General features: G+C 55.8%; 24 protein-coding genes and 1 tRNA gene. 20 read left to right on the forward strand and 5 right to left on the reverse strand.

Annotation, left to right across the window (positions count from 1 at the left end):
* Positions 1-60: 60 nt before the first annotated feature.
* From WMO44_RS00140 to WMO44_RS00190, 11 genes are all read left to right on the forward strand, one after another.
* On the forward strand, positions 61-1,497 hold the full coding sequence (locus WMO44_RS00140; RefSeq protein ID WP_349151354.1) for an SPFH domain-containing protein: 1,437 nt from the start codon (positions 61-63) through the stop codon (positions 1,495-1,497).
* Between the two features lie 28 nt (positions 1,498-1,525).
* Complete coding sequence (locus WMO44_RS00145) at positions 1,526-2,392, forward strand: DUF4428 domain-containing protein (protein WP_349151355.1); 867 nt, start codon at positions 1,526-1,528, stop codon at positions 2,390-2,392.
* Positions 2,393-2,412: 20 nt separating this feature from the next.
* Positions 2,413-3,504, forward strand: a complete 1,092-nt coding sequence (locus WMO44_RS00150) for a twin-arginine translocation signal domain-containing protein (RefSeq protein ID WP_349151356.1) — start codon at positions 2,413-2,415, stop codon at positions 3,502-3,504.
* Between the two features lie 90 nt (positions 3,505-3,594).
* Positions 3,595-4,686: a TFIIB-type zinc ribbon-containing protein gene (locus WMO44_RS00155; protein ID WP_117554256.1), complete on the forward strand. Its 1,092-nt coding sequence runs from the start codon at positions 3,595-3,597 to the stop codon at positions 4,684-4,686.
* A gap of 14 nt (positions 4,687-4,700) precedes the next feature.
* Positions 4,701-5,549, forward strand: a complete 849-nt coding sequence (locus WMO44_RS00160) for a TPM domain-containing protein (RefSeq protein ID WP_349151357.1) — start codon at positions 4,701-4,703, stop codon at positions 5,547-5,549.
* 13 nt (positions 5,550-5,562) lie between these two features.
* Complete coding sequence (locus WMO44_RS00165) at positions 5,563-5,994, forward strand: hypothetical protein (RefSeq protein WP_349151358.1); 432 nt, start codon at positions 5,563-5,565, stop codon at positions 5,992-5,994.
* Between the two features lie 33 nt (positions 5,995-6,027).
* Positions 6,028-6,573: a DUF6935 domain-containing protein gene (locus WMO44_RS00170; protein WP_097782569.1), complete on the forward strand. Its 546-nt coding sequence runs from the start codon at positions 6,028-6,030 to the stop codon at positions 6,571-6,573.
* Between the two features lie 24 nt (positions 6,574-6,597).
* Positions 6,598-7,227: a gamma-glutamyltranspeptidase gene (locus WMO44_RS00175; protein ID WP_349151359.1), complete on the forward strand. Its 630-nt coding sequence runs from the start codon at positions 6,598-6,600 to the stop codon at positions 7,225-7,227.
* Positions 7,228-7,275: 48 nt separating this feature from the next.
* Positions 7,276-8,349, forward strand: a complete 1,074-nt coding sequence (locus WMO44_RS00180) for a hypothetical protein (RefSeq protein WP_349151360.1) — start codon at positions 7,276-7,278, stop codon at positions 8,347-8,349.
* 34 nt (positions 8,350-8,383) lie between these two features.
* Positions 8,384-9,877: a bifunctional metallophosphatase/5'-nucleotidase gene (locus WMO44_RS00185; protein ID WP_349151361.1), complete on the forward strand. Its 1,494-nt coding sequence runs from the start codon at positions 8,384-8,386 to the stop codon at positions 9,875-9,877.
* 50 nt (positions 9,878-9,927) lie between these two features.
* A complete protein-coding gene (locus tag WMO44_RS00190; protein ID WP_349151362.1) occupies positions 9,928-12,438 on the forward strand; it encodes a leucine-rich repeat domain-containing protein in 2,511 nt (836 codons plus the stop codon).
* A gap of 77 nt (positions 12,439-12,515) precedes the next feature.
* On the opposite strand, the gene WMO44_RS00195 is transcribed toward WMO44_RS00190, so the two are convergent.
* The 3 genes from WMO44_RS00195 to WMO44_RS00205 form a co-directional block, all read right to left on the reverse strand.
* Entirely contained in the window at positions 12,516-13,046 is a 531-nt protein-coding gene (locus tag WMO44_RS00195; protein WP_349151363.1) for a hypothetical protein, read from the reverse strand.
* Positions 13,047-13,064: 18 nt separating this feature from the next.
* Positions 13,065-13,379 (reverse strand): hypothetical protein, encoded by a 315-nt coding sequence (locus WMO44_RS00200; protein WP_349151364.1) that lies wholly within the window; start codon positions 13,377-13,379, stop codon positions 13,065-13,067.
* A gap of 109 nt (positions 13,380-13,488) precedes the next feature.
* Positions 13,489-14,079 (reverse strand): helix-turn-helix domain-containing protein, encoded by a 591-nt coding sequence (locus WMO44_RS00205; RefSeq protein ID WP_055185694.1) that lies wholly within the window; start codon positions 14,077-14,079, stop codon positions 13,489-13,491.
* A 253-nt stretch (positions 14,080-14,332) separates the two neighbouring features.
* Between WMO44_RS00205 and WMO44_RS00210 the strand changes: the two genes are divergently transcribed.
* The 9 genes from WMO44_RS00210 (at position 14,333) to WMO44_RS00250 (ending at position 21,487) form a co-directional block, all read left to right on the forward strand.
* Complete coding sequence (locus tag WMO44_RS00210; protein ID WP_349151365.1) at positions 14,333-15,406, forward strand: mandelate racemase/muconate lactonizing enzyme family protein; 1,074 nt, start codon at positions 14,333-14,335, stop codon at positions 15,404-15,406.
* A 25-nt stretch (positions 15,407-15,431) separates the two neighbouring features.
* Positions 15,432-16,601: a DUF819 family protein gene (locus tag WMO44_RS00215; protein ID WP_302201321.1), complete on the forward strand. Its 1,170-nt coding sequence runs from the start codon at positions 15,432-15,434 to the stop codon at positions 16,599-16,601.
* Positions 16,602-16,623: 22 nt separating this feature from the next.
* Entirely contained in the window at positions 16,624-18,705 is a 2,082-nt protein-coding gene (locus WMO44_RS00220) for a CocE/NonD family hydrolase (protein WP_349151366.1), read from the forward strand.
* 92 nt (positions 18,706-18,797) lie between these two features.
* Positions 18,798-19,181 (forward strand): hypothetical protein, encoded by a 384-nt coding sequence (locus WMO44_RS00225; protein WP_349151367.1) that lies wholly within the window; start codon positions 18,798-18,800, stop codon positions 19,179-19,181.
* Positions 19,182-19,338: 157 nt separating this feature from the next.
* The gene (locus WMO44_RS00230; protein WP_172679783.1) at positions 19,339-19,530 is read left to right on the forward strand and encodes a hypothetical protein; all 192 of its coding nucleotides are present in this window, start codon (positions 19,339-19,341) and stop codon (positions 19,528-19,530) included.
* A complete protein-coding gene (locus tag WMO44_RS00235; protein WP_158577576.1) occupies positions 19,520-19,846 on the forward strand; it encodes a helix-turn-helix domain-containing protein in 327 nt (108 codons plus the stop codon). The genes WMO44_RS00230 and WMO44_RS00235 overlap by 11 nt, the downstream gene beginning before the upstream one ends.
* A 462-nt stretch (positions 19,847-20,308) precedes the next feature.
* Positions 20,309-20,404, forward strand: coding sequence for a Maff2 family mobile element protein (locus WMO44_RS00240; protein ID WP_097779863.1), 96 nt, complete (start codon positions 20,309-20,311; stop codon positions 20,402-20,404).
* A gap of 214 nt (positions 20,405-20,618) precedes the next feature.
* On the forward strand, positions 20,619-21,284 hold the full coding sequence (locus tag WMO44_RS00245) for a DUF2178 domain-containing protein (RefSeq protein WP_050540877.1): 666 nt from the start codon (positions 20,619-20,621) through the stop codon (positions 21,282-21,284).
* A gap of 2 nt (positions 21,285-21,286) precedes the next feature.
* On the forward strand, positions 21,287-21,487 hold the full coding sequence (locus tag WMO44_RS00250; protein WP_032747079.1) for a helix-turn-helix transcriptional regulator: 201 nt from the start codon (positions 21,287-21,289) through the stop codon (positions 21,485-21,487).
* Positions 21,488-21,796: 309 nt separating this feature from the next.
* Here WMO44_RS00250 and WMO44_RS00255 read toward each other — a convergent pair.
* Positions 21,797-21,872 (reverse strand) — tRNA-Ala (locus WMO44_RS00255).
* A 73-nt stretch (positions 21,873-21,945) separates the two neighbouring features.
* A complete protein-coding gene (locus tag WMO44_RS00260; protein WP_349151368.1) occupies positions 21,946-22,773 on the reverse strand; it encodes a TrmH family RNA methyltransferase in 828 nt (275 codons plus the stop codon).
* Positions 22,774-22,839: the final 66 nt, after the last annotated feature.

Genomic DNA, 22,839 nt, shown 5'->3' on the forward strand with positions numbered 1-22,839 from the left:
AACCGTGCGATAACAGAAAGTTATCGTTTGCACAAATAAAACATACAGGAGGAAATTACTATGGGTCTTATCAAAGCAGGTATGGGCGCACTGGGCGGAACTCTTGCAGACCAGTGGAAGGAATTTTTCTACTGCGATTCTCTGGACAAAGATGTGCTGATGGTAAAGGGCCAGAAGCGCACCTCCCGCCGCAGCTCCAACAACGGCGAGGACAACATCATCACCAACGGCAGCGGCATCGCCGTGGCAGACGGACAGTGTATGCTCATTGTGGAGCAGGGCCGCGTGGTGGAGGTGTGCGCCGAACCGGGCGAATTCACCTTTGACGCATCCACCGAGCCCAGCGTGTTCACCGGCAACTTTGGCGATAGTCTGGCGGCAACCTTCCAGACCGTAGCCAAGCGCTTTACCTACGGCGGCGACACCGGCAAGGATCAGCGGGTGTACTACATCAACACCAAGGAGCTGGGCGAGATCCTGTACGGCACCGCCACCCCCATTCCGTTCCGGGTGGTAGTCAGCGAGGAGCGGGGCTACAAGCTCTCGGTGAACCTGCGGTGCAACGGCAGCTTCACCTGCCGCATCTGCGACCCGCTGCTGTTCTACACCAACGTGTGCAGCAACGTCTCCACCCAGTATGACGCATCCGAGATCGCTCCCCGCCTGAAGAGTGAGTTGCTGAACGCTTTGCAGCCCGCGCTGGCTACTCTTTCTGCCAACAAGGTGCAGTATTACGAGATCCCCGCCCACACGCTGGAGATCTCGGACGCCCTCAACGAGCAGCTGTCCAATGTCTGGCGCAAAAAGCGCGGTATTGAAGTGTTCTCCTTCAACATCAACTCCCTGTCCATCCCGGAGGAGCAGCAGAAGAAGATCACCGAATGGGAAGAAAACGCCATGACCACCGACCCCACCACCGCCGCAGCTCGTCTGGTGGGCGGCCAGATCGATGCCATGAAGACCGCCGCCGGCAACACCGCCGGTGCCATGACCGGCTTTATGGGCATGGGCATGGCAGCCGGTGCAGGCGGTATGGGCGGCATGAGCGCCCAGAACCTGTTTGCCATGGGCCAGCAGGCCCGTCCGGACAGCGTGGACGCGCCCCAGCAGGTCAGCCGCCCCGCACCCGCCCCGGCAGACAGCTGGAAGTGCAGCTGCGGTGCTACCGTTACCGGCAAATTCTGCCCGGAATGTGGCAGCAAAAAGCCGGAGCCGAAGCCCGCTGCGGACAGCTGGACCTGCAGCTGTGGTGCTACCGTTACGGGCAAGTTCTGCCCGGAGTGCGGCAAGCCCCGCCCGGCGGCAGCAGAAGGCTGGACTTGCAGCTGCGGCGCGGTGAACAAAGGCAAGTTCTGCTCCGAGTGCGGCAAACCCAAGCCCGCCGGTACGCCCAAATATAAGTGCGACAAATGCGGCTGGGAGCCGGCAGACCCCGCTCACCCGCCCAAGTTTTGCCCGGAGTGCGGCGACCTCTTTGACGACAGCGACCGGACCTGACAATACAGAGCAATGAAAGGAGCATACCATGATGGGATTCTTTTCCAACCTGTTCGCAAAACAGAACTGTGCCGTCTGCGGTAAGGAGTGCGGCACCCTGCACCGCTCCAAGCTCCGGGACGGACAGTTCCTCTGCGACGACTGCGGCAACAAGTGCTCCAAATATATCCGGCTCAGTGAGCTGACGTTGGACGAGGCCAAGGAGCACATGGAGTACATGGCTCGGATGAAGCGGGTATTCGACGAGGTGTTCGACAAGACCGAGTTCCGGGTCAACGCATACCCCTCCACCCCGACGCAAATGGGGCTGGTGTTCTGCGATGAGCTTGGAATGCTGTACATCGACGATCGCACCGGCGGACGGGGCAAGATGCCGGAGCTGATCCGCTACGACCAGATCGCCAGCTATGAGGAGTATCTGGACGAGACCCCCGCCAAGGAGCCGGGCCAGGAACCCACCCTCAACGGCGGCGGCCTGAAGCTGAAGCTGGTGCAGCCCCGCAGCATCACCGAGGCCCAGACCCAGCGGGGCATGCATCCCCACCCCTACATCAAGCAGGAATTGGTCATCTGCTTCAGCAAGCGGGACCGGCGGGAGATCGGCTATGCCCACATCGCACGGCAGCATCTGGATCACATCTTCGGAGTCCACGACAACGAGACGAGCCTGTTCGGCCGCCGGATGTCCAAGGCCGAGGAACGGGAGCTGAAGGGCCAGATGGGCATGATTGGTGCCATGGGTGCCGTGGCATCCGCCGCCATGAAGGGCGGGCAGCTCTCTGAGCAGGAAAAGGCCCGCTTTGTGGAGAACATCAATCTGGCAAACGACGCCCAGACCGGCGGCATGGCAGTGTACAGCCGCCGCGCCGACGAAGCCTTTGCAAAAGTGCAGTGACCCCAAAAGGAGGAACGGATATGAGAAAGATCCAGCGCAGAGATTTCCTCAAGGCCATGGGCCTTGCCACCGCCGCCCTCGGGCTGACCGCCTGCGGCGGCTCCGGTGCCGCCAGCGCATCCAGCGTTTCCAGCGCACCGGCTTCCAGCAGCAGTGCCCCGTCCGCTTTGGCACAGCCGGAATCAGCAGTGGACAAAGCCGCCCCTGCAGGGGCCCCTGTGACCCAGTTCCAGACCGGGGAGCTGACCATCGGCGAATACACCTTCAAGGCGCAGTACATCCCCTTTGACGTCCGCCGGGAACTGGACGGAGCGCATCACTGCATCCATGCGGACAGCTACCGGGGCAATTACTTCTTCAGCTTCTACAACGAGGACGATGAAGAGCAGTCTGCTAAAATCTTCGAGTATGCCATCAAGGACGACCGGATGACCCCGGTGGCAGAGTACAACATTGACGGAAGCAACGCCCTCAGCATCGACCGCAATGGCATCCTGTACGCCATGGATCCCTTTGATGTCTACTGCTACGATCTGAACAGCAGCGACCCGGAAGAGCCCGGCGACGCACTGGACTACATGGGCAGCTGCTATTCCTCCAAGGATCGGGATCTGACCGTAATCTACTGGACCGACTCCGCACCGGTGCTGGTGCAGGACGGTGAGTACACTGAGCTGACGCTGGAGGGCGACAACGAGATCGGCCCCTTCTGCAGCATGCCCTCCCTGAACCTCAGCGGAGACGAGCTGCTGACGGTGGGCGAGCCGGACTCCAGCGGCGACTACTACTTTGCCGCCTTTGATCTGGACGGCAATGAGCTGGCCCGCAGCTCGCAGCCGGTGGGCAGCTTTGACGCCGTGATGATGAAGCGCCCCAACGGCTATCTGCTGGACACAGGCTATATGTGGGAGCTGTACGCGCCGGACGGCACTTTTTTGGAAAAGTCCTTTCCCGTGGGCGAGCGCGAGACCCTGTGCCAGCTGTGCGGCGACTTCTGCACCTTTGATGTTTTCCTGCCGCTGGAGGAAAACGCTTTCCTGGCAGTGGGCCACCACGGCAAAGCCACCGAGCCGGACGAACCGGTGGTGTTCCGCATCACCACCGATTTCTGAGTCGACCGCTTCGGCGGGGGAGACCAACGCAAAAACAGCGGGGCCGGGGAAGAGCCCCCGGCCCCCTTTGAAACAACAGGAGGAAACGCTATGGCAGGAATGCTGGAATACAAGTGCCCCTGCTGCGATGGCGCCATTCAGTTTGACAGCGCCACCCAGAAGATGAAATGCCCCTACTGCGACACCGAGTTCGACGTGGATACCCTCAAGGGCTATGACGAGGAGCTGAAGGACGAAAAGCCCAGCGAGATGGAGTGGGCGACCCCCGGCGGCAGCTGGGCAGAAGGGGAGACCGCCGGTCTGCATACTTACAGCTGCAAGAGCTGCGGCGGCGAGATCGTGGGCGACGACACCATGGGTGCGTCCGCCTGCCCCTTCTGCGGCAACCCCATCGTCCTCACCGGACAGTTTGCCGGAGACCTGCGCCCCGACCTCATCATCCCCTTCAAACTGGACAAAAAGGCCGCAAAGGAAAAGCTGCAGGAGCACCTCAAGGGCAAGACCCTGCTGCCCCGGGTGTTCCGCAGCCAGAACCACATCGATGAGATCAAGGGCGTGTATGTGCCCTTCTGGCTCTTTGACAGCGATGCCGACGCTCAGCTGCGGTTCACCGCCACCCGCACCCGCTGCTGGTCGGATGACGACTACGATTATACCGAGACCAACTACTACTCCGTCCGGCGGGACGGCACACTGGGCTTTGATGCAGTGCCGGTGGACGGCTCGTCCAAGATCGAGGACGACCTGATGGAGTCCATCGAGCCCTTTGCCATGCAGGACGCCATCCCCTTCCAGACGGCCTATCTGGCGGGCTATGTGGCGGATAAATACGATGTGAGCGCCGAGGACAGCATCGAGCGGGCCAACAAGCGCATCCGCCGCTCCACCGAGGAGACGTTCCAGCAGACCGTTACCGGCTACGATTCGGTCAAGGTGGATAACAGCAGCATCCAGCTGCACGGCGGCAAGGCAAAGTACGCTCTGTTCCCGGTCTGGCTGCTGAGCACCAGCTGGCGGGGTGAAAACTATCTGTTTGCCATGAATGGTCAGACCGGCAAATTCGTGGGTGACCTGCCCGTGGACAAGGGCGCTGCCCGCAAGTGGATGCTGGGCCTTACGGCTGCCCTTTCCGCCGCGTCCTATGGCGTGATGTGGCTGCTGTGGCTGGCACGGATCCTGTAAAGGAGGGACGAACGATGAAAAAGACTTCCAACCGACTGCACTCCCTCTTTGCGGCGCTGGCAGCACTGATTCTTGCGGCGGCGCTGGCTGTTCCGGCCTTTGCGGTGGAGGGCGGCTTTGCCGACCTGTACTACCGCATGAACGACAGCGCAGAAGTTCTGACCGAGGACGAGGATAATGAACTGGAGGCTTCGCTGGAGGAGCTGAGCGTCCGCCAGAGCTTTGATGTGGTCATTGCCACCATCGAGTCGCTGGAAAGCGTGGACTACGACGACATGGAGGCCTATGCCGACGACCTGTATGACTTCTGCCAGTTCGGCTACGGCTCCGATATGGACGGCGTGCTTCTGCTGGTGAGCGTGGGCGACCGCAAATGGCACATCTCCACCTGCGGCTACGGCATCACCGCCTTTACGGATGCAGGCATCCAGTACCTTGGCGAGCAGATGACCCCCTTCATGGCCGATGGAGACTACGCCGGTGCCTTCCGCACCTTTGTCCAATGGTCGGATACTTACATCGACGCTGCCCGGGCGGGCCACCCCTACGATGTGAATAACCTGCCCCGGGAGCCGCTGTCTCTCATGTACCTGTTCCTTGCGCTGGGCATCGGCCTTGCGCTGGCATGGGTCGTCGTCCATGTGATGAAAAGCCAGCTGCGCAGCGTGGCGTTCCAGGAGAATGCCGCCAGCTATGTGCGGGAGGGCAGCATGAAGCTGACCAACCAGCGGGATCTGTTCCTGTACCGTGACGTGCACCGCACCGAGCGGCCAAAGGAGTCCAGCTCCAGCGATTCCGGCGGCAGCTCCACCCACACCTCTTCCAGCGGCACCACCCACGGCGGTGGAGGCGGCTCGTTCTGAAAGGAGTATGTTTATGAACCCGTATCTTTCGGAAAAAGCCCGCGGCGAGATTCCCCGTGTCCTCAAATGGCTGCGGAACGCGGGGCTTGCCTTCTGCGTGTTCTGCTCCTTTGGTGGGCTGTATACCCTCTGCCTGAGTTTGCAGGATAAGGACTATTCCCACATCGGAGGCTATGTGTTCTGGATCGTGGTGGGCGCAGTGCCCCTTGTTCTGTTCGCACGCAACGAAAAACGCCGCTACCATGCAAGAACCATCGCCCGCAGGGTGGAGAGCTACTCCGGGCCGGAGGTGCCTCTGCGGTGGCTGTGCAACAGCGTTGGCATGGACACTAAAGACCTTGCATGGTATTTTGAAAACGGCTATTTTGCAAACCTCAGTCTGGATATGAACCAGAAGATCGTCCGCAGGCGGACCGTGCCCCGCCATGACCCGAATCGGAGCTGAACCCTCACAGCTGAAACAGAAAGGAGTATTTTCATGGGACTTTTTGATAAGATGAAGCAGGCCGCCGCAAATGTTTCCGGCAACCAGACCGTCACCTTTACCTTTCAGGCTCTGCCGGAAAGCCTTGCCCAGATGCAGGCACTGCCGGAGGCCAGTCTGGACACCCCCTTTAAGACCGCAGCCCTCACCGTCTGCGCACTGTGCGCCTACGGTGCCGATAAAAACATCGGGCTGGAGATGCTCAACTGGTTGCGCGGCCCCCGCCCGCTGAACGGGCAGGAGATCTCCTTCCTGAACGACCGCTTTCGGGACGGCAAGAGCTATATCCCGTTCTCCTACTTTGTGGGTGCGTCGCCGGAAAACGGCTATACCCCCCGCCAGCCCTTCACCCTGTTGGTGGGCAGCAACCACACCTCCAACACCGAGGAGGGCTACTGCAAGCTGTTCATCCCCTGCGGCGGCGCCGACAGCCCCCGCCCCATCAAGCTGCGCCGCAAGGGCGACGGGCAGTGGTTCTTGTGGGAGCAATACCTGATGACCGGCATCCGCATCCCGGCGTCTGCCGACCCGTGGGCATAAAACAAAGGGGCTGACATGAAAGCCATGAAAACTTTTGCAGCACTGCTTGCACTGGCTTTCAGTCTGGCAGGGTGCGGTGCGGTGGACGGCGACCCCGTCCGCCCCGCTCCCGGCAGCGCCGGGCAGGGCAGCAGCACAGCGGCTTCCGGTGCCGATTCTACTGAGCCGGAGCAGCTTGCCGCAATGCGGCAGCTGGCCGGGGAAAACGGAGACCTTGCCGGGGTGCTCTATCTGGGCAGCGTCCCGGAGCGCACCACCGATGTGCATGCCGTGCTGGACAGCTTACCGGAACAGCCGTGGCAGTTCGTTGCGGACATCCCGGCAGACCGCTGGGTCGCAGCGCCGGGCGGCGGGCGGGAGCTGTACTGCATCTTTGCCGTGCGCAGGGAGGATACACTTTTTGTCTATGAAAAGCAGGATCCTCAGTACCCGAACGAGACGGGCAAGGAGCTTTACGGCAGGCAGGGTGGCCAGCCCATTCTGCTGCTGTGCAACGGCAGCAGGGAGGACACCGACACCATGGTAACGGTCTATTGCAGCACCGGACGCTCACTGGACTGGAACCCGCAGCTTTCCGGCAGCACCGGGCAGCCGGTGCAGGTGGAGGGCGTGGCGGACTTTTCTGCCGGATTGAAACCCGCTGCTGACCATTGACTACTATAACAGCGCTCCCGACCCCATGGGTGCGAGAAAGGAGAACCTATGAAAAAGATTAAACTTTTGGCAGCCCTGCTGGCGCTGACCATCGGCCTTGCAGGCTGCGGCGGGTCGTCCAAGGGCGGCAGCCCGGCCAGTTCTACATCCAAAAATAAGCTGGACGGTGACGGCATGACCGCACCCAGCACCCAAGAGCAGGAATACGAAGAGCCGGAGGACGTGACCTACATGCGCCTTCTGGCAGGGGAGGACGAATACCGCGCCTGTGTGCTGTATCTGGGCGGCTCCTACGAGGTGACTACCGATGTGCAGAAGGTGCTGGACAGCCAGACCGATCTGCGGAATCTGTGGGGCTTCGTCTATGACATCCCGCAGGATCACTGGGTCGTGGCACCGGATGGCGGGTGCGACCTGTACTGCATCTTCCCGCAGGAGGCGCAGGCCACCCTGTTCGTCTACGAGACGAGCCTGACAGACGATGCCGAAAACCCGCTCCAGCGCGGTAAACAGCTCTATTACAGTGAGGACGGTCAGCCCATCCTGCTGCTGTGCAACATCAGCGATATCGCCCCCAACACCGAGGTGGAGCTGTACCCCAGCACCGGCGAAGAGCTGGTATTCAGCCCCTTCCTTTCCGGCGAGAACGGCCATGTGGTGGAAGCCGAGGGCGTGTGCGATTTTACCATCTACCCGGAGGGAGACGACTGGGAGACCGACACCAGCCCGTGGTCATTGGAAGGCAACTGGCTGGAGACCGGCCGCGACACCGACGAGGGCTATTTTGACACCGACCCCGCAGACGCCGACCGGATGTGCTTTTTGCCCACCGATGCCGACACCGAGGGCAGCCAGCTGCCCCTGACCGCCAGCTACATCACCTCCTACCCGGAGCTGAACGTGGAGGAAGCCGACCTGTTCTATCAGGAGGGCACCCCGGAGGTACCCTTCCGCTCTAATCAGGAGTGGTACGCCACCTTTACCGGGGAGGACGGCTCCCGCTACGCCGTCACGCTGGAGGACGAGGACACCCTTGCCCTGAAGTTCTATCTGGACGGCGGGGAGAGCTACCTGAGCCTTGTCAACACTGTCTACTTTGCACGGCAAGAGGCCATGGGCTGACCGGCGCGCACCCCAACACCGGGAGGAATGCACCATGAAACAAACCAAAAAGATCACCATCCTCCACTCCAACGACCTGCACGGAGACTTTCTGGCAGAGCAGGTGGACGAAAAACTGGTGGGCGGCGTTTCCATGCTGTCCGGCTACATCGAAAAGGTGCGGGCAGAACAGCCCAACACCATCTACGCCATTGCAGGTGATATGTTCCGGGGCTCGGTCATTGATTCCGAATACAAGGGGCTTTCCACCATCGAGATCATGAACGCCCTTGCCCCGGACGTGGTTACCATAGGCAACCACGAGGTGGACTACGGCATCGCGCATCTGCTGTTCATCGAAAAATGCGCGCGCTTTCCCATCATCAACGCAAACCTCTACATCAAAAACACCCCCACCCGGCTGTTTACCCCCTACAAGATCCTGCGGGTGGACGGGATGAACATCCTCTTTATCGGCATCATCACGCAGGACGTCATCAACCAGACCAAGTCCGAATCGCTGGTGGGGTCCTTTGTGGACACCGCCGCCGCTGCCGCCGAGGTGGGCAAGATCTGCAACGCCCACAACAGCATCGATATTGATTTTACCGTGCTGCTGACCCACATCGGCTTTGAGGAGGACCGCCATCTGGCGCGCCAGCTGGACCCGGCGTGGGGAGTGGATCTGATCATCGGCGGGCACAGCCACACCCTGCCGGAGCACGCGGTGGAGGAAAACGGCGTGGTCATTGCGCAGGCGGGCACCGGCACCGACCAGATCGGGCGCTTTGACATCATCGTGGACACGGACAACAACTGCATCGATTCCTACACATGGCGCACCGTGCCCATCTGCGCCGAGACCTGCCCCCGCAACCCCGCCATGGAGCAGGTACTGCACCGCTTCACCAGTCAGGTGGACGAAAAGTACAGCCACATCGTAGGGCGCTTCCGCCGGGAGCTTACCCACCCCCAGCGCACGCAGGAGACCGAGCTTGGCAACCTGTTTGCCGATATCTTTACCCGCAGCCTTGGGGTGGATGTGATGCTGATCGGCTCCGGCAGCATCCGGGCCGAAAAGCTGGGCCCCATCGTTACCTACGGCGACCTTATCGAGGGTTTCCCCTACGATGACGGCGTATTCATGTTCAAGGTGACCGGCCAGCAGCTGCGCCAGATGCTCCATTACATGCTGCGGGAGGAAGCCTACACCGGCCATACGGAGTTCTACCAGCTGCCCTCCACCCTGCGCCTGCGGTACGACCGCCGCAAGGGCGATTTTGATTACTTTACCTACTGCGGCAGGGAGGTGGGCAAAGAGATCGGCGATGACGCCCTGTTTACCGTGGGCTTGCAGAACTACCACTTTAAAAACATCGAAAGCTTTTTCAATATCTCCTACGACACCCTTTGCAAGATCCAGAAGCCCCGCAGCGTGGCAACCTCCTGTCAGGATATCCTGATGGAGTATTTCCGGGAGCACGAGATGCTGGATGCCGCCGTGGACGGCAGAATGACCATCCTGCCTTCTACCGGGCAGACCGGCTGAACCCCTTTGCCGCACAGTAAAAACAACGCATAAAACGAAAGGAGTGCCCCATGAAACAGCGATTCTCAAAACGAACGCGTCTTGTCAGCGCCTTGTTGACGCTGGCAATGGTGCTTACCTTTTTGCCCTTCAGTGCCTTTGCGGCGAACACAGAAATTGATTTTAATTCGCCGGATTTTAAGCTTAATTTCCCGGATGAGGAATTTCGGCGTTTTCTCAAAGAATGCTGTGACAAAAACGGCGATGGCAAGCTCGATGTGGATATCAAGAGTATGACGATTCCAGCCAGTTATGCAATCAAAAGGCTTAAGGGAATCGAGTTCTTTGAAGATCTCGAAAAGCTGGATTGCCACGGTATTGGCTTGACAACACTTAATGTTGGCAAAAATTTCAAACTGGAGGAGCTGGATTGTTCCGATAATCAACTGAAAGAGTCTTATCCTATTCTTTCAAGCGGACTGAAAAAACTGAATTGCTCCAATAATAAACTGACCTACATGAATCTGGGCATTCTCTATGGGCTGAATCTTGAAGAGGTGAATTGCTCCAATAACGAAATAAGGAATATCGTAATGGATAGCGTGGGGGAACTGGTCAAATTTGATTGTTCCAACAACGACCTGATGACGTTGGATGTCAGCCAATGCTTCAAGCTGAAAGAACTGAATTGCTCTGGAAATCAATTGATGGAGTTGGATGTCAGTAGCCAGACGCAGCTGAAACAGCTGGATTGTAGCAAAAATAAATTGACGGAACTGAACGTGAAACAGAATGGCGGCTTGACATCTTTGATATGCAATGATAATCAGCTGAAAACGCTGGACCTGAGCCAAAATCTCAGTTTGAGTCATCTGAATTGTGCAAAGAACCGGTTGGCTTGTTTGGACGTTACTGGAATCAGCGGCACGATAATAGCTGATGGCAACAGGTGTCCCATTGCTGTCCGTACAGACGGAACGTTTGACTTGACCACACTGCCCGGCTTTGACGTGAGCAAGGCAATCTTCTGGAACGGCGGCTCTGTTTCTGGCACGATTCTGACAGTGGAAAATGGCAAGGATGAGGTGAGCTACCAATACGATTGCGGCAATGGAGTAAACCCCAAATTCATCTTTGAAACCAGTCTGCCCATCAATGAGAAAAATTTCCCCGACGCTAACTTTAGAAAGTACATCAAGGGCAACATAGCAGGTGGCAGAGATGTCCTCACGGTGGAAGAACGAAGCAAAGTCAAAATAATCAATATCAATAAAAAGGATATCAGTGACTTAAAAGGCATTGAGGCGTTCCCTAACCTGACCGAATTGGATTGCGGAAACAATTCTATCCAGAAATTAGACCTGAGACAGAATCCAATGCTGATAACGTTGAAATGCAATAAGAATCAACTGACCCAGCTGGACCTGAGCAAGAACCCGGATATCGACTATCTGAATTGTTCCGAGAACCAGTTGGAACAGCTGGACGTGTCGCATCTGAAGTTGGAGTATCTCTATTGCTCGCACAATGATCTGGAGCAACTGGATGTCAAAAATAGTAAGTGGCTGAGAGAACTCGACTGTTCCAAGAATGAGTTGACAGTGCTGGACGTAGATGTGACTCATAAACCCAATCTGGAAAGGGTAGAATGCCAAAACAACCAGCTGACATCGCTGATTCTGGGCCAAAATAAACTGCTGAAGAAACTGAATTGTGCCCATAACCAGTTGACCCAGCTGAATTTGAACAATATGATTTCCTTAAAGGAACTGAACTGCGCCAACAACCAGCTGACCGTGTTGGATGTCAGCGATAGTCCAGAATTGACTACATTGTGGCTTAAGAATAACCATCTCACCAGCCTGAATTTGGACAACAACCCGAATCTCAATTTCAGTATTACGGATATTTACAGTTCCGATTTTAATAATGTTTACACCGTTACCCTGAACCCTGACCGTACGTTTGACCTGCGAAATCTGCCCGAGGGCTTTGATATAAACCGGGTTACAGGATGGGTCAATGGCAAAGCCAACGGGAACATTCTGACGGTCAATGAAGACACAAACGTAGTGTACTATAGTTATCGGTGCATAACTGGTAAGCTGGAAGTAAGTTTCAAATTGGATGTGACTGGCACCGGCGGCACCGTTCCCCCGGTAACGCCTCCCTCCGGCGGCGATAACCCGGGCGGCTCTACCCCGGGCGGCTCTACCGGCGGCGGTGACGGCGGCGGTGCAATCGTCATCGTGGCGGCAGCTGGCGCAGCGGTGGCTGGCGTTGTGGGCTACGGCGTGTACAACTATGTTTCCGGCCAGAAGCTGCAAGCCCTGCTGCCGGAAGGCGTGGCTGCACCCGAGAACCGCGCCCAGACCGCGCTGCTGCTGTGGAACACCGCAGGCCGTCCCGAGCCTGCCGAGGCCCCGGCCTTTGCAGACGTGGCAGACCCGGATACCGCTAAGGCAGCCCAGTGGTGCGTGGAGCAAGGGCTGATGAAGCGCCGCCTGAACGGCAAATTTGCCCCGGGCAGCAGCATCCCGGCCTATCAGGTGCTGAACGCCTACCGCAAGCTGGCAGGATAAAACCTCTCAGTCTCGCTTCGCCCGGCAGCTCCCCTGACCGGAGAGCCAAGAACGCGGGCGTGTTCCGGCAAATGACATCAAAACGCAGCCGATGCCCTGACTCTCCCATCAGGAGAGGGGGCGCGGCATAAAAAATAAGCATCCGCAGCGCACTGCGCCTGAGCTGAAGCAGCCCGGCCATGCGCTGCGGATGCTTTTGTTGTGCGGCGGGGCACGCCGCCAAAAACAAAAAATCCGACCCCTTCTCTTTCGAGAAAAGGTTTGGATCTTCCTTGTCTGGTGCGAGTAGTGATACAGAACTTTTTGAAAACAATCGTAGTACGATGGCATCGACGGCCATGGCTCATATGCTGCGTAAGGATAAATACATAGTCTGAATTTTCTACAGGATGAAAATCTTGACTTTTTGGTGTACCATCTAGTACCATTATCGATGGATATGCATCTTTGATGTTCTTTCTTAGTTGCTCGTGTCCTCCAACAGTAATAATCTTGTACTTGGCAATCTCCTCTTGTTTGTCACTTTCTACTGCCTGAACATCAGATTCATCTGCGCCAATATTTTGTTCAAAGAAAAAGTTTCGCAGCCGTTCGAGTTCGGGTTTCATTTGCTCATAATCCCTAATTTACTCGTTAAGAATCCTTAGTTGTTCTTCATAACGTGCTTCCACTTTCTTTACTGCACTTAAATCATTTTTCTGATATGCCGTGATTTTTGCTTTTAATGCGTCATTCTTTGCTCGTTCCGCATCCAATTGATGTTTTAGTTCTTCAACTTCATTACGCAGATGATCAACCTGCTTCTGTTTACCACGGACTGCCACCAAAAGACCGTTGCCTTTTGACCAAAGATACTCACAAAAATTTTCCACCTTGAAATTACCCGAATAGCGTTGAATGAACACAAATGGATTGTGTATAACAAAAATTGCGACAGGCATCTCGTTTTCTTCCCATTTACGAGAAAAAGGCCACCTTCCGGTGACCTTTTTCAATAGTCTGAAGTACAGGCAATGGCTGTACTTCTTTTTGGTATTCCTATGCGAAGATTCAGGTTTCGCCACCGCGGTTAAAACTGCGCCGGTTGTTGGGAAACCAAATGGCAGGGGTGAACACAGCCAGTCCCACCGCTGTGGTATCCCCGGGGTTGGAAACGATGTGAGGCAGGTTGGACTGCACCACAGTGGTGTCTCCGGCGTTCAGGCGGATGGTCTCGGACTCCACCAGTACATCCAGCTGCCCCTGTTCCAGCAGCAGGATTTCCTCACTGGGATGGATCACCGGCAGGTCGCCGTCCTTGCAGTGGGGTTCCAGCTCAAAGCGTATGACCAACGACTGAGGTACAAAATCTCCGTTGGGCATGGGCGTAAGCAGATGATACCGTATATTGGAATTGGGCTGGGAGAGGATCATCATATCCGCCTGACGGGTTGTCAGGCCAGTGCTGTGCTCACCTCCCATAAACAGATAGGTGGGGATGTCCAGAGCGGCGCTGAGTTTGCGCAGGGTGGACAGGGACGGGTCGGTGAGATTGCGCTCGATTTGGGAGATATACCCGATGGACAAACCAGTCTTTTCGGCCAGTTCTTTGAGGGTGATTCCCCGCTTTTTCCGAATATTTCGAACGTGTTCGCCCAGCATAAGACCTCCCGCTTTTTCGTAAAAAGTTTATTTACAGTATATCACAAAATGCCCTGTACGTAAATAAGCGAGAAAATATTCGATATTTATAAAAGTTTTACAAAGGAAATCAGATAATTTCGTGCTTGTCATACAAAATACTCTGAAAAATGTGAAAAAAACAGAAAAGCTCTTGACAAAAATTTTAGAAATAGTAAAATTTCTATAAAAATTCATAAAAAATTTATAAAAATTATCGTGCAGGAGGAACCCTATGAAAATCACAGATGTAAAGGTAGAAACCATCCGTATCCCCATGAAAAAGCCCTTCCGTATTGCTTTTGCGGTACAGGATCATTCGCTGAATGTGCTGGTGAAGATCTCCACCGACGAAGGTCTGTGGGGCATCGGTGAGGCCGCGCCCTTTGAACCGGTGACCGGCGAGAGCGCGGCCACCGTTCTGGAAGCGCTGAAACTGTTCCGCACCGGATTGATCGGCATGGATCCGCTGGATATTGAGGGCATCCACAGGATGATGGACCGCCTGCTGTCAGGCAACACCTCGGCAAAGGCCGCGGTGGATATTGCCCTGTACGATATCAAGGGCAAACTGATGGGTCAGCCTCTGTACAAGGTGCTGGGTGGCAGCGTGAACCAGATCGTCACTGACATGACGGTGGGCATTGACACACCGGAAGCTATGGCCGCCGAAGCCCGGGAACGGGTGGAAAAGGATGGCTTCACCATTCTGAAAATCAAGGCCGGCATCAACCCGATCGAGGATATCCAGGCATTGACCCTGATCCGTCAGGCGGTGGGTCCCAACATCCGCCTGCGTGTGGACGCCAACCAGGGTTACACTGTCAGCGATGCGGTGCGCACCCTGAAAGCCTTTGAAAAGCTGGGCGTGGAAGCGGTGGAACAGTGTCTGCCCAGCTGGGATCTGGACGGTATGCGCTTTGTGCGTTCCAAGGTGGACTTGCAGGTCATGCTGGATGAGTCGGTCCACACCCCCATCGACGCAGCAAAGGCCTGCAAGATCGATGCTGCAGACATTATCAACATCAAACTGATGAAGTGCGGCGGCCTGTACCCGGCGGAAAAGATCAACGCCATTGCCGAGGCAAATCATGTGCAGTGCATGGTGGGCTGCATGCTGGAGACCAAGGTGGCCATTGCTGCCGGTGTGGGTCTGGTTGCCGCCAAGCAGAACATCACTGAGGCGGACTGCGATAGCTTTATGTACGCCGTGGACCCCGAGATGGGTATGCCCGGAGGTTTTGCCGTGAATGGCGGTGTCTACACCCTGTCCGACAAACCGGGCCTTGGCATCGATATTGATTTTTAAGCGGGATCCCGCAGAGAGGTGTATTATGCCGAATACGATTTTTTCCTCCGAAGGCGCGCTCCTGTTCATCATGGTCGCCATGGTCGCACTGGGATTCTGGCTGCAGCGGTTCAAGGCGTTCAAAACGCTGGGTCCGGCCCTGACGGTTATCATCATGGGTATCGTGCTGTCCAACCTGCGGATCGTGCCTACCTCCAGTGCTACCTATGATGCCGTCAGCAGCTATTGTGTGCCGTTGTCCATTTCCATCTGCCTGCTGAGCCTGGACCTGAAACAGATGCGCAAATTATCCAAGGAACCGGTCATTGCGTTGATCTCGGCCATATTCAGCGTCTGCGTGGCAGCTTTGGTGTTCGGCGTACTATTCGCCGACAAAATCAACGAGGGCTGGAAGGTGGCCGGTATGTTCGTGGGCACCTACACCGGCGGCAGTTCCAACCTGACCGCCATCGCTGTAGGCCTGGATGCCAGCAAGACCACCATCGCCTCGGCCAATGCCGCCGACTATGTGGTGGGCATCCCCACGCTGATCCTGATGTTTGCTACCCCCGCCCTGTACAAGAGCTCCAAATGGCTGAAAAAGCTGTGGCCCTATGAAATGAGCGAGCCGGAACTGCTGGGAGATGGCAACCACGAGGAACTGATGACTTCCAAGGAATGGTCCATCCAGGAAATCGCCTGGTTGCTGGCCATCGGTTTTGGCACCGTGTGGGCTGCCACCAGCATCTCCTCGATGGTATTCGGAGCAGGGTTCCGCAGTGCAGGCCGCATCCTGCTCATCACCACCTTCTCCATCATCCTGGCACAGGTGCCAGCCGTCCGCAAGCTGCGCGGCAACTTTGACCTGGGCCTTTTCGTAGCGTTGCTGTTCCTGGTGACCATCGGCTTTGCGGTGGACCTGAAGCAGTTCTTCGGATCCACCTTCTACATCACCCTGTTCTGCTTCTGTGTCATCGTCTGTTCCATTCTGCTGCACCTGCTCATCACCCGGCTGCTGAAAGTCCGTTTTGAGTATGTGCTGCTGTCCATCGTAGGCTGTATCTCAGATGGCCCCACCGCCGCCCTCATCGCCTCCAGCGCCCAGTGGAAGACCCTTATCAACATCGGCTTGCTCATGGGCGTACTGGCCGGTGCCCTGGGCAACTATGTGGGCATCGGTGTAGCCTATGCCATCCGTGCTTTCATCGGCGCCTGAACAGAAAACGGGAGAAACGGAAATGCGTAATTTTGACTTATATGTTTCAGGCATCCTGTACGGCAGACTGCGGCTGGGCGACGGCACATCCCAGATCCAGAAACTGGACGTGCATACCGGCGCGCTGCTGGACTGGCAGGACCTGACTGAACAGGACCGGGATTTTTACCGTTTCTTTGTGAAGATGGACTTTGCCGCCCTGGGGCAGAACCTGTCCCATTACGAGTCGGGGCTGCATGGCACCGGGGAAGTTTCCCTGTGCGGCGAGCGCTACACCAGCGAAGACGGCTGCAGCTACCTGCAGCGGGATGTAAAATTTCCCAACAACAAACAGATGAAAGAAGGGCGGCTGATCGCCGTCACCTGCCCTGCCCGGGAGATGGTCACGGTGCTGGTGGAACCCGGTGCCGAGGAGGAGACCATCCTGCGCCTGTGGCGCTCGACCTGGCCGGAGGAACAGTTGTTCCCGGTAGAACATGTGCTGACCTTCCCAGTGCCCATGCGGGACGGGGTACATCTTTCCACCGACGTATACCTGCCTAAAAACTGCAGTACCCCTGTGCCCGCAGTGCTGGTACGCACCCCCTACGGCAAAGAGGACGGCTGTGAGGTATACTACCGTTACGTTCAGCGCGGCTACGCGGTGGTAGTACAGGATGTGCGCGGCCGAAACGCCAGTGAAGGCGAATGGCTGCCCAACTACCACGAGGTGGAGGACGGCGACGATACTCTGAACTGGATCGCCGCCCAGCCATGGTGCAGCGGACGCATCGGTATGGTGGGCGGGTCCTACCTGGGTTATGTACAGTGGGCGGCCGCTGCCAGCGGCAACCCCCACCTGAAAGCTCTGATCAGCGTAGTCTGCGCGGGCAGCTCCTTTGTGGATCTGCCCCGCCGGGGTGGGTCTTTCACCTCGGGCATGCTGGCCTGGGCCTTTGCGGTGTCTCAGAAAACCTTCCACCCTGAGCTGATGGAACGCGATGACTGGGAGGAAGTGCTGAACATCCGCCCCCTGACCGACCTGCCGAAAAAGGCTCTGGGGTACGATGTGCCCTTCATCACACGGTGGCTGGAACCCAGTGACTACAACGATTTCTGGCGTATGTCCAACTGGCAGGAACGCTCCGTCGGGGCGCAGATCCCGGCGCTGATTCAGTCCGGCTGGTTTGACGACAACGGCATGGGTACCACCGAAGCTCTGGAACTGGTCCATGACTTCCCTCGGGGCATGCGCAAGGCCATTCTGGGGCCCTGGCAGCACAGCGGCAACAGTAAGTACGACATGCACGGGGTATCCTTCGGCAGCCAGGCGCTGCGCTTTGATCTGGACTGGCTGTATTTCCGATGGTTTGAGCATCACCTCAAGGAAGTGGACAACGGCATCGACCAGACTGCCCCGGTAGAATACTACACTCTGGGCCAGGAGGTATGGAAGACCGCCGAAAACTGGCCAGTGCCCGAGACCCGGGTCACCCACCTGTATCTGGATAGTGACGGCCATGCCAACACCTCTGCCGGGGACGGGCGACTGACTTTTGCCAGGCCGGAGCGGGAGAACTGCGATGGTTACGCCTATGACCCCGAACATCCGTCCCAGCACATCATCGATATGTCGGAGAACGAGATCGAAGTGCCAGAGGACTACACCCGGGAGGAACTGCGTCAGGACCTGCTGTGCTACACCTCCCCTGTGCTGAAGGAAAACCTGGTTCTGACCGGTGATATGACGGCGGAGTTGTATATTTCTTCTGACGCGCCGGATACCGACTTTGTGGTGCGTGTTACCGACGTGGATGAGAACGGCCGGTCCATCAAACTGGCGGATGGCCTGCTCAGCGCCCGATACCGTAATGGCTTTGCCCGGTCGGAGTTTTTGCAGGAAGGCGAGATCGTCTGCCTGAAGATCCGCACCACCAAGTTGTCCAATTGCTTCCGGAAAGGCCACCGCATCCGGGTGACTGTCACCTCTAGCGCCAAGAATTTCATCTTCCCCAACAGCAACACCCGGGAAGGTTTTGCTTCCGCCCGGATCGTGGTGGCCCATAACCGGGTATACCACGGTGGATTGCACGCCTCCCGCCTGACGGTGCGGGTGGAACCCTAAGCTATGGATTGCCCTCCCTGTCAGCGGAAGCGAACAGATTACATTCTGCTCCGCAACTATCAAGCCTCGGCCAGAAAAGGCCGGGGCTTTTCATGTCTAGGAGGTTATCGGCTGAAGAACGGCAGGCTCTTTCGGAATTGAATCGCATTTTGTCCGAGACTCCGCAATGGAGCGGCGAAGAAGAACTGTGTATCGAAATGGAGAACATCGGTGGCAGGGTTTGCTTCTGTCACTTTTGGGATGAGCACTACTCCATGGTGCAGTTGACAGAAAATTGCAACGGAAAATACTCCACAGCCTACGTTCTGGATGCAGAAACCACCCCGGATGTGCGTAAGGTGGCGGCATTGCAGGCACAGAAAGAACTTGCGGACTGTATGCAGGTGTGGGGCGTTTCGCTTCTGAACACGACTGTGCCGGAACAGATGAAGTATGCTTTTTGGCAGAAGCCGCTTCCTTCCTCATGCAAGTCCTAAACGACCCGGAGCATATCACCGGGTAAAAAAGCGTCCCGTCGGGACGCGCAGCCTGCATTGGAAAATGCAGATCAAAGGGGCTTGGGGTGTTCCCCAACAAGCGTTTTGTAACGCAAAATAAGCAGGTGTATCGACCTATTTGCTTCCGTGGTTCAAGATGACCACATGGTACTTCCGACTGCCTCGATTGCTGGAAGTTTCCAACGTCAAAAAGCGCACCAAAAATCATAGTGCTGATGCCGACCGTATTTTCATGTTGGTGAAAAATCATGTGCTGGCCGTATCCGGCATGGGAGATGAAGCTCCGCCCACTCCCGGCGGAAGAAACGGAGGGAGTGATGTATTATGATCCTGCTGCAACGGGTGAACGAATCCAAAACCTCCGAAAAGACCGTGAAGTGACACAAGAACAGCTTGCCATCGACCTGAACATCAGTGACCGCTACATGAGAAATCTGGAGAAGGGTGAGAAAGTTCCGTCTGTCGACCTCTTTGTGGAGCTGCGGGAGCGATTTGGCTCCTCGCTGGACTACATCGTCTTAGGTGTGTCTGCGTCCCAGCGGGAGCAGGAACTGCAAGATCAGCTGCAAATGCTCCGCAAAGAACTGAAAGAAATGCAGCGGCGGATTCTTGTTATGCTGGAAATGCTGGGCGAATCTGCTTGATCAAACGCTTTACTGTTGTAAACCGGAACGATTGGTTCCGGTGAAAATGGCAAAACCGGAACTACTGGTTCCTAACGAGAACTTCAGTTTTCAAGTACACTATGGTCACAGCAAAGGCAGCCCCTCTCACAGGGGGGCGACAAGTCCGAAACTGTACCGTGTACCTTGAAAATTGAAGAAGCAGCTTTTCGGTACTTCCAGACAATGATACTTCCGTAATTCGCGGCCCGGTCAGAAAGCAGACGGGGTGGCTGAGATGCCAATGGAGCGGTGCAAATCCGCCGCTGAAAAGTTCCCACCTCCGGGGTGTCGAGGACAAATAGGAGAAAAACAGTATTTTTCAAACCACCAGTTGAGGATTTCTCGGCTGGTGGTTTTACATTTCCCATCAAAATACCGATATGGAGAAAATCTATATGAGTCGATTTTATAACAACTGCGTAGACGAAGCCAGTTTGACTAGTGGCTTTGGGTGCTGGTCTGGGTGTGTGGGGTGCCGTGAACCTGATGGAAGGTTACGGCGGCGATAATCCCTCCGCCAATGCTCATGTGCGGTAAAGTAACAAATGATAATTTGATAGACAGCAGCCACTATTTCCGAAACACAGACCAATACGAAAAGCTGATGTGGGGATTTTCCTATATCAGCTTTTGTCTTTCTAAGCATTTTTGAAAAAGTGATGTATTTGTATCTTTCCTATTGACGGCCAGCCTTTGAGGTGATATATTTATCTTGTCAAGCGACAAATTTATCTCATCAGAGGACACCATTATGAAAAAAAGAACGAAACTCACAATTTGCCTAGGCGTGATATGCGCTTTGCTGGTAGCAATATCTTCATGGTACACGATAGCATTTAACAATTCAAGGTTTATTGTGCCTATGGATTTATCTGAATATGTTTTCAGAGTGCAAGACCTGCCTATGATTATTTCCGGCGTACTTCTTACCTTGTATATTGTGAATATTGTTGTGTTGTTTTTGGAATCTATTAAAACAAACAGGCGTAGGGAATTAACCTTGCAATCCACCAGAACAATAAATCCCAAACTGGGTTTTTTAGGTTTATTAGGATTTGCCGGATTTTTGGGATTTTGGACTTACAGCGTTGACAAGACAATTTTTCCTTTTGTGTTTTTCCTGTTTTTCGGCTTTTTTGGATTTTTCTATGAGGGAAAAATGTCAAATACTCTTATAGATGAACGATACAAAGAAAACAAAATGAAAGCGCAAAGTGTAGCGAACAAAACTTCTCTGTCCATTATTTTTCTTGCAATACTCATTTTGGGACAGGGAAAGCTCATGGATAACCTTGAATATACCTTAATTGCTCTTGTTATTGTTATAGCTCTCTCCATAGCACTTGAAATATTCCTTAGCGAATATCTGCTATATCATTATGATAACGATGAACAGTTTGATGAAAGCGAGGAATAAGCGTGCCGGATTTTGAATGTAGATTAAAAAAGTACAGGCTATTAAAGGATTTGACACAAGAGCAGTTAGCGGCACAGGTAGGCGTGCGGCGAGAAACAATTATGCGACTGGAAAAGGCACAATACAATCCCTCACTTAAACTGGCGATTGATATTTCAAGAGTAGTTGAAGCGCCGATTGAAGAAATATTCGTTTTCAAGTGATTTGTGCGGAATTATGCTTATTTTATAGGCAGTTGCGCTAATGTTAATCTGCATTGCTTGCTACAATGGTGTTGGTTCTGAGAAGTTCACAGCCAGTGAGCTATACAGATGCCCAAACCTAAGCTACAATGAAGATGTGCTGAGAGAACGAAGCATTGCTTGAGCTGAACGCTCGTACGCGCAAACTGTTTTCCGCCATGGATGACCCCGCCCGGTTCGCATCCGACTTCAGGGTTCGGAGCCCGGCACGGTCTGCCAAAGTTTTTTAGGCATAAAAAACGCCGCATCGTACAAAACGATGCGGCAAATTGGTGGACCTAGAGGGATTCGAACCCTTGACCTCTCGGATGCGAACCGAACGCTCTCCCAGCTGAGCTATAGGCCCATGATGTGACGCTGATAGTGTACCGCGTTTCGGGGCATTTGTCAAGCAATTTCGGAGAGCGCGAGCGGGGGACTTACAAGCGGCCGAGCTGCCAGAAGGCCACGGCACTGGCTGCGGCTACGTTGAGGGAATCCACCCCATGGGACATGGGGATCTTTACGGTGTAATCGCAGGCGGCGATAGTGCTGCCTGCCAGACCGTCGCCCTCGGTGCCCAGCACGATGGCAAGTTTCGGCTCAGCGGCAAGGGTGGCATCGTCAATGCTGACCGAGCGGTCGCTCAGCGCCATGGCAGCAGTCTTGAAGCCCAGTGCATGGAGCTGGGCGCTGCCGTTTTCCGGCCAGTCGGCAGGGCAGGAGCCGATCTGCGCCCACGGCACCTGAAATACGGTGCCCATGCTTACCCGCACCGCGCGGCGGCACAGCGGGTCGCAGCAGGAGGGGGTAATGAGTACGGCATCCATGTTCAGCGCGGCAGCGCTGCGGAAGATAGCGCCCACGTTGGTGGAATCTACGATGCCCTCCAGCACAGCCACCCGGCGGGCGTGGGCACACACCTGCTCCACCGTGCGGGGCGCAGGGCGGCGGAAGGCGCACAGCACGCCACGGGTCAGCGCAAAGCCGGTGAGCTGTGCCAGCAGCTCCCGGTCGGCGGTGTACACCGGCACATCGCCGCAGCGGGTCAAGATCTCCTGTGCCGGGCCGGTGATCTGCTTGCGCTCCATCAGCAGGGAAAGGGGATGGTATCCGGCGTCCAGCGCCCGGGCGATCACCTTGGGGCTTTCGGCGATAAAAATACCCTTTTCCGGCTCCAGCCGGTTGCGCAGCTGCGCCTGCGTGAGCCGGGCGTAGACGTCCAGCTCCGGGGCGGTAAGGTCGGTGATCTCGTGAATGACAGGCATGGGAACGCTCCTTTGAAATGAAGTTTTTTCTATTGTAGCACAAGCCGGGACAGAATGCAAAATCCC

The sequence above is a fragment of the Faecalibacterium tardum genome (genome assembly GCF_040096515.1).
Classification (GTDB): domain Bacteria; phylum Bacillota; class Clostridia; order Oscillospirales; family Ruminococcaceae; genus Faecalibacterium; species Faecalibacterium tardum.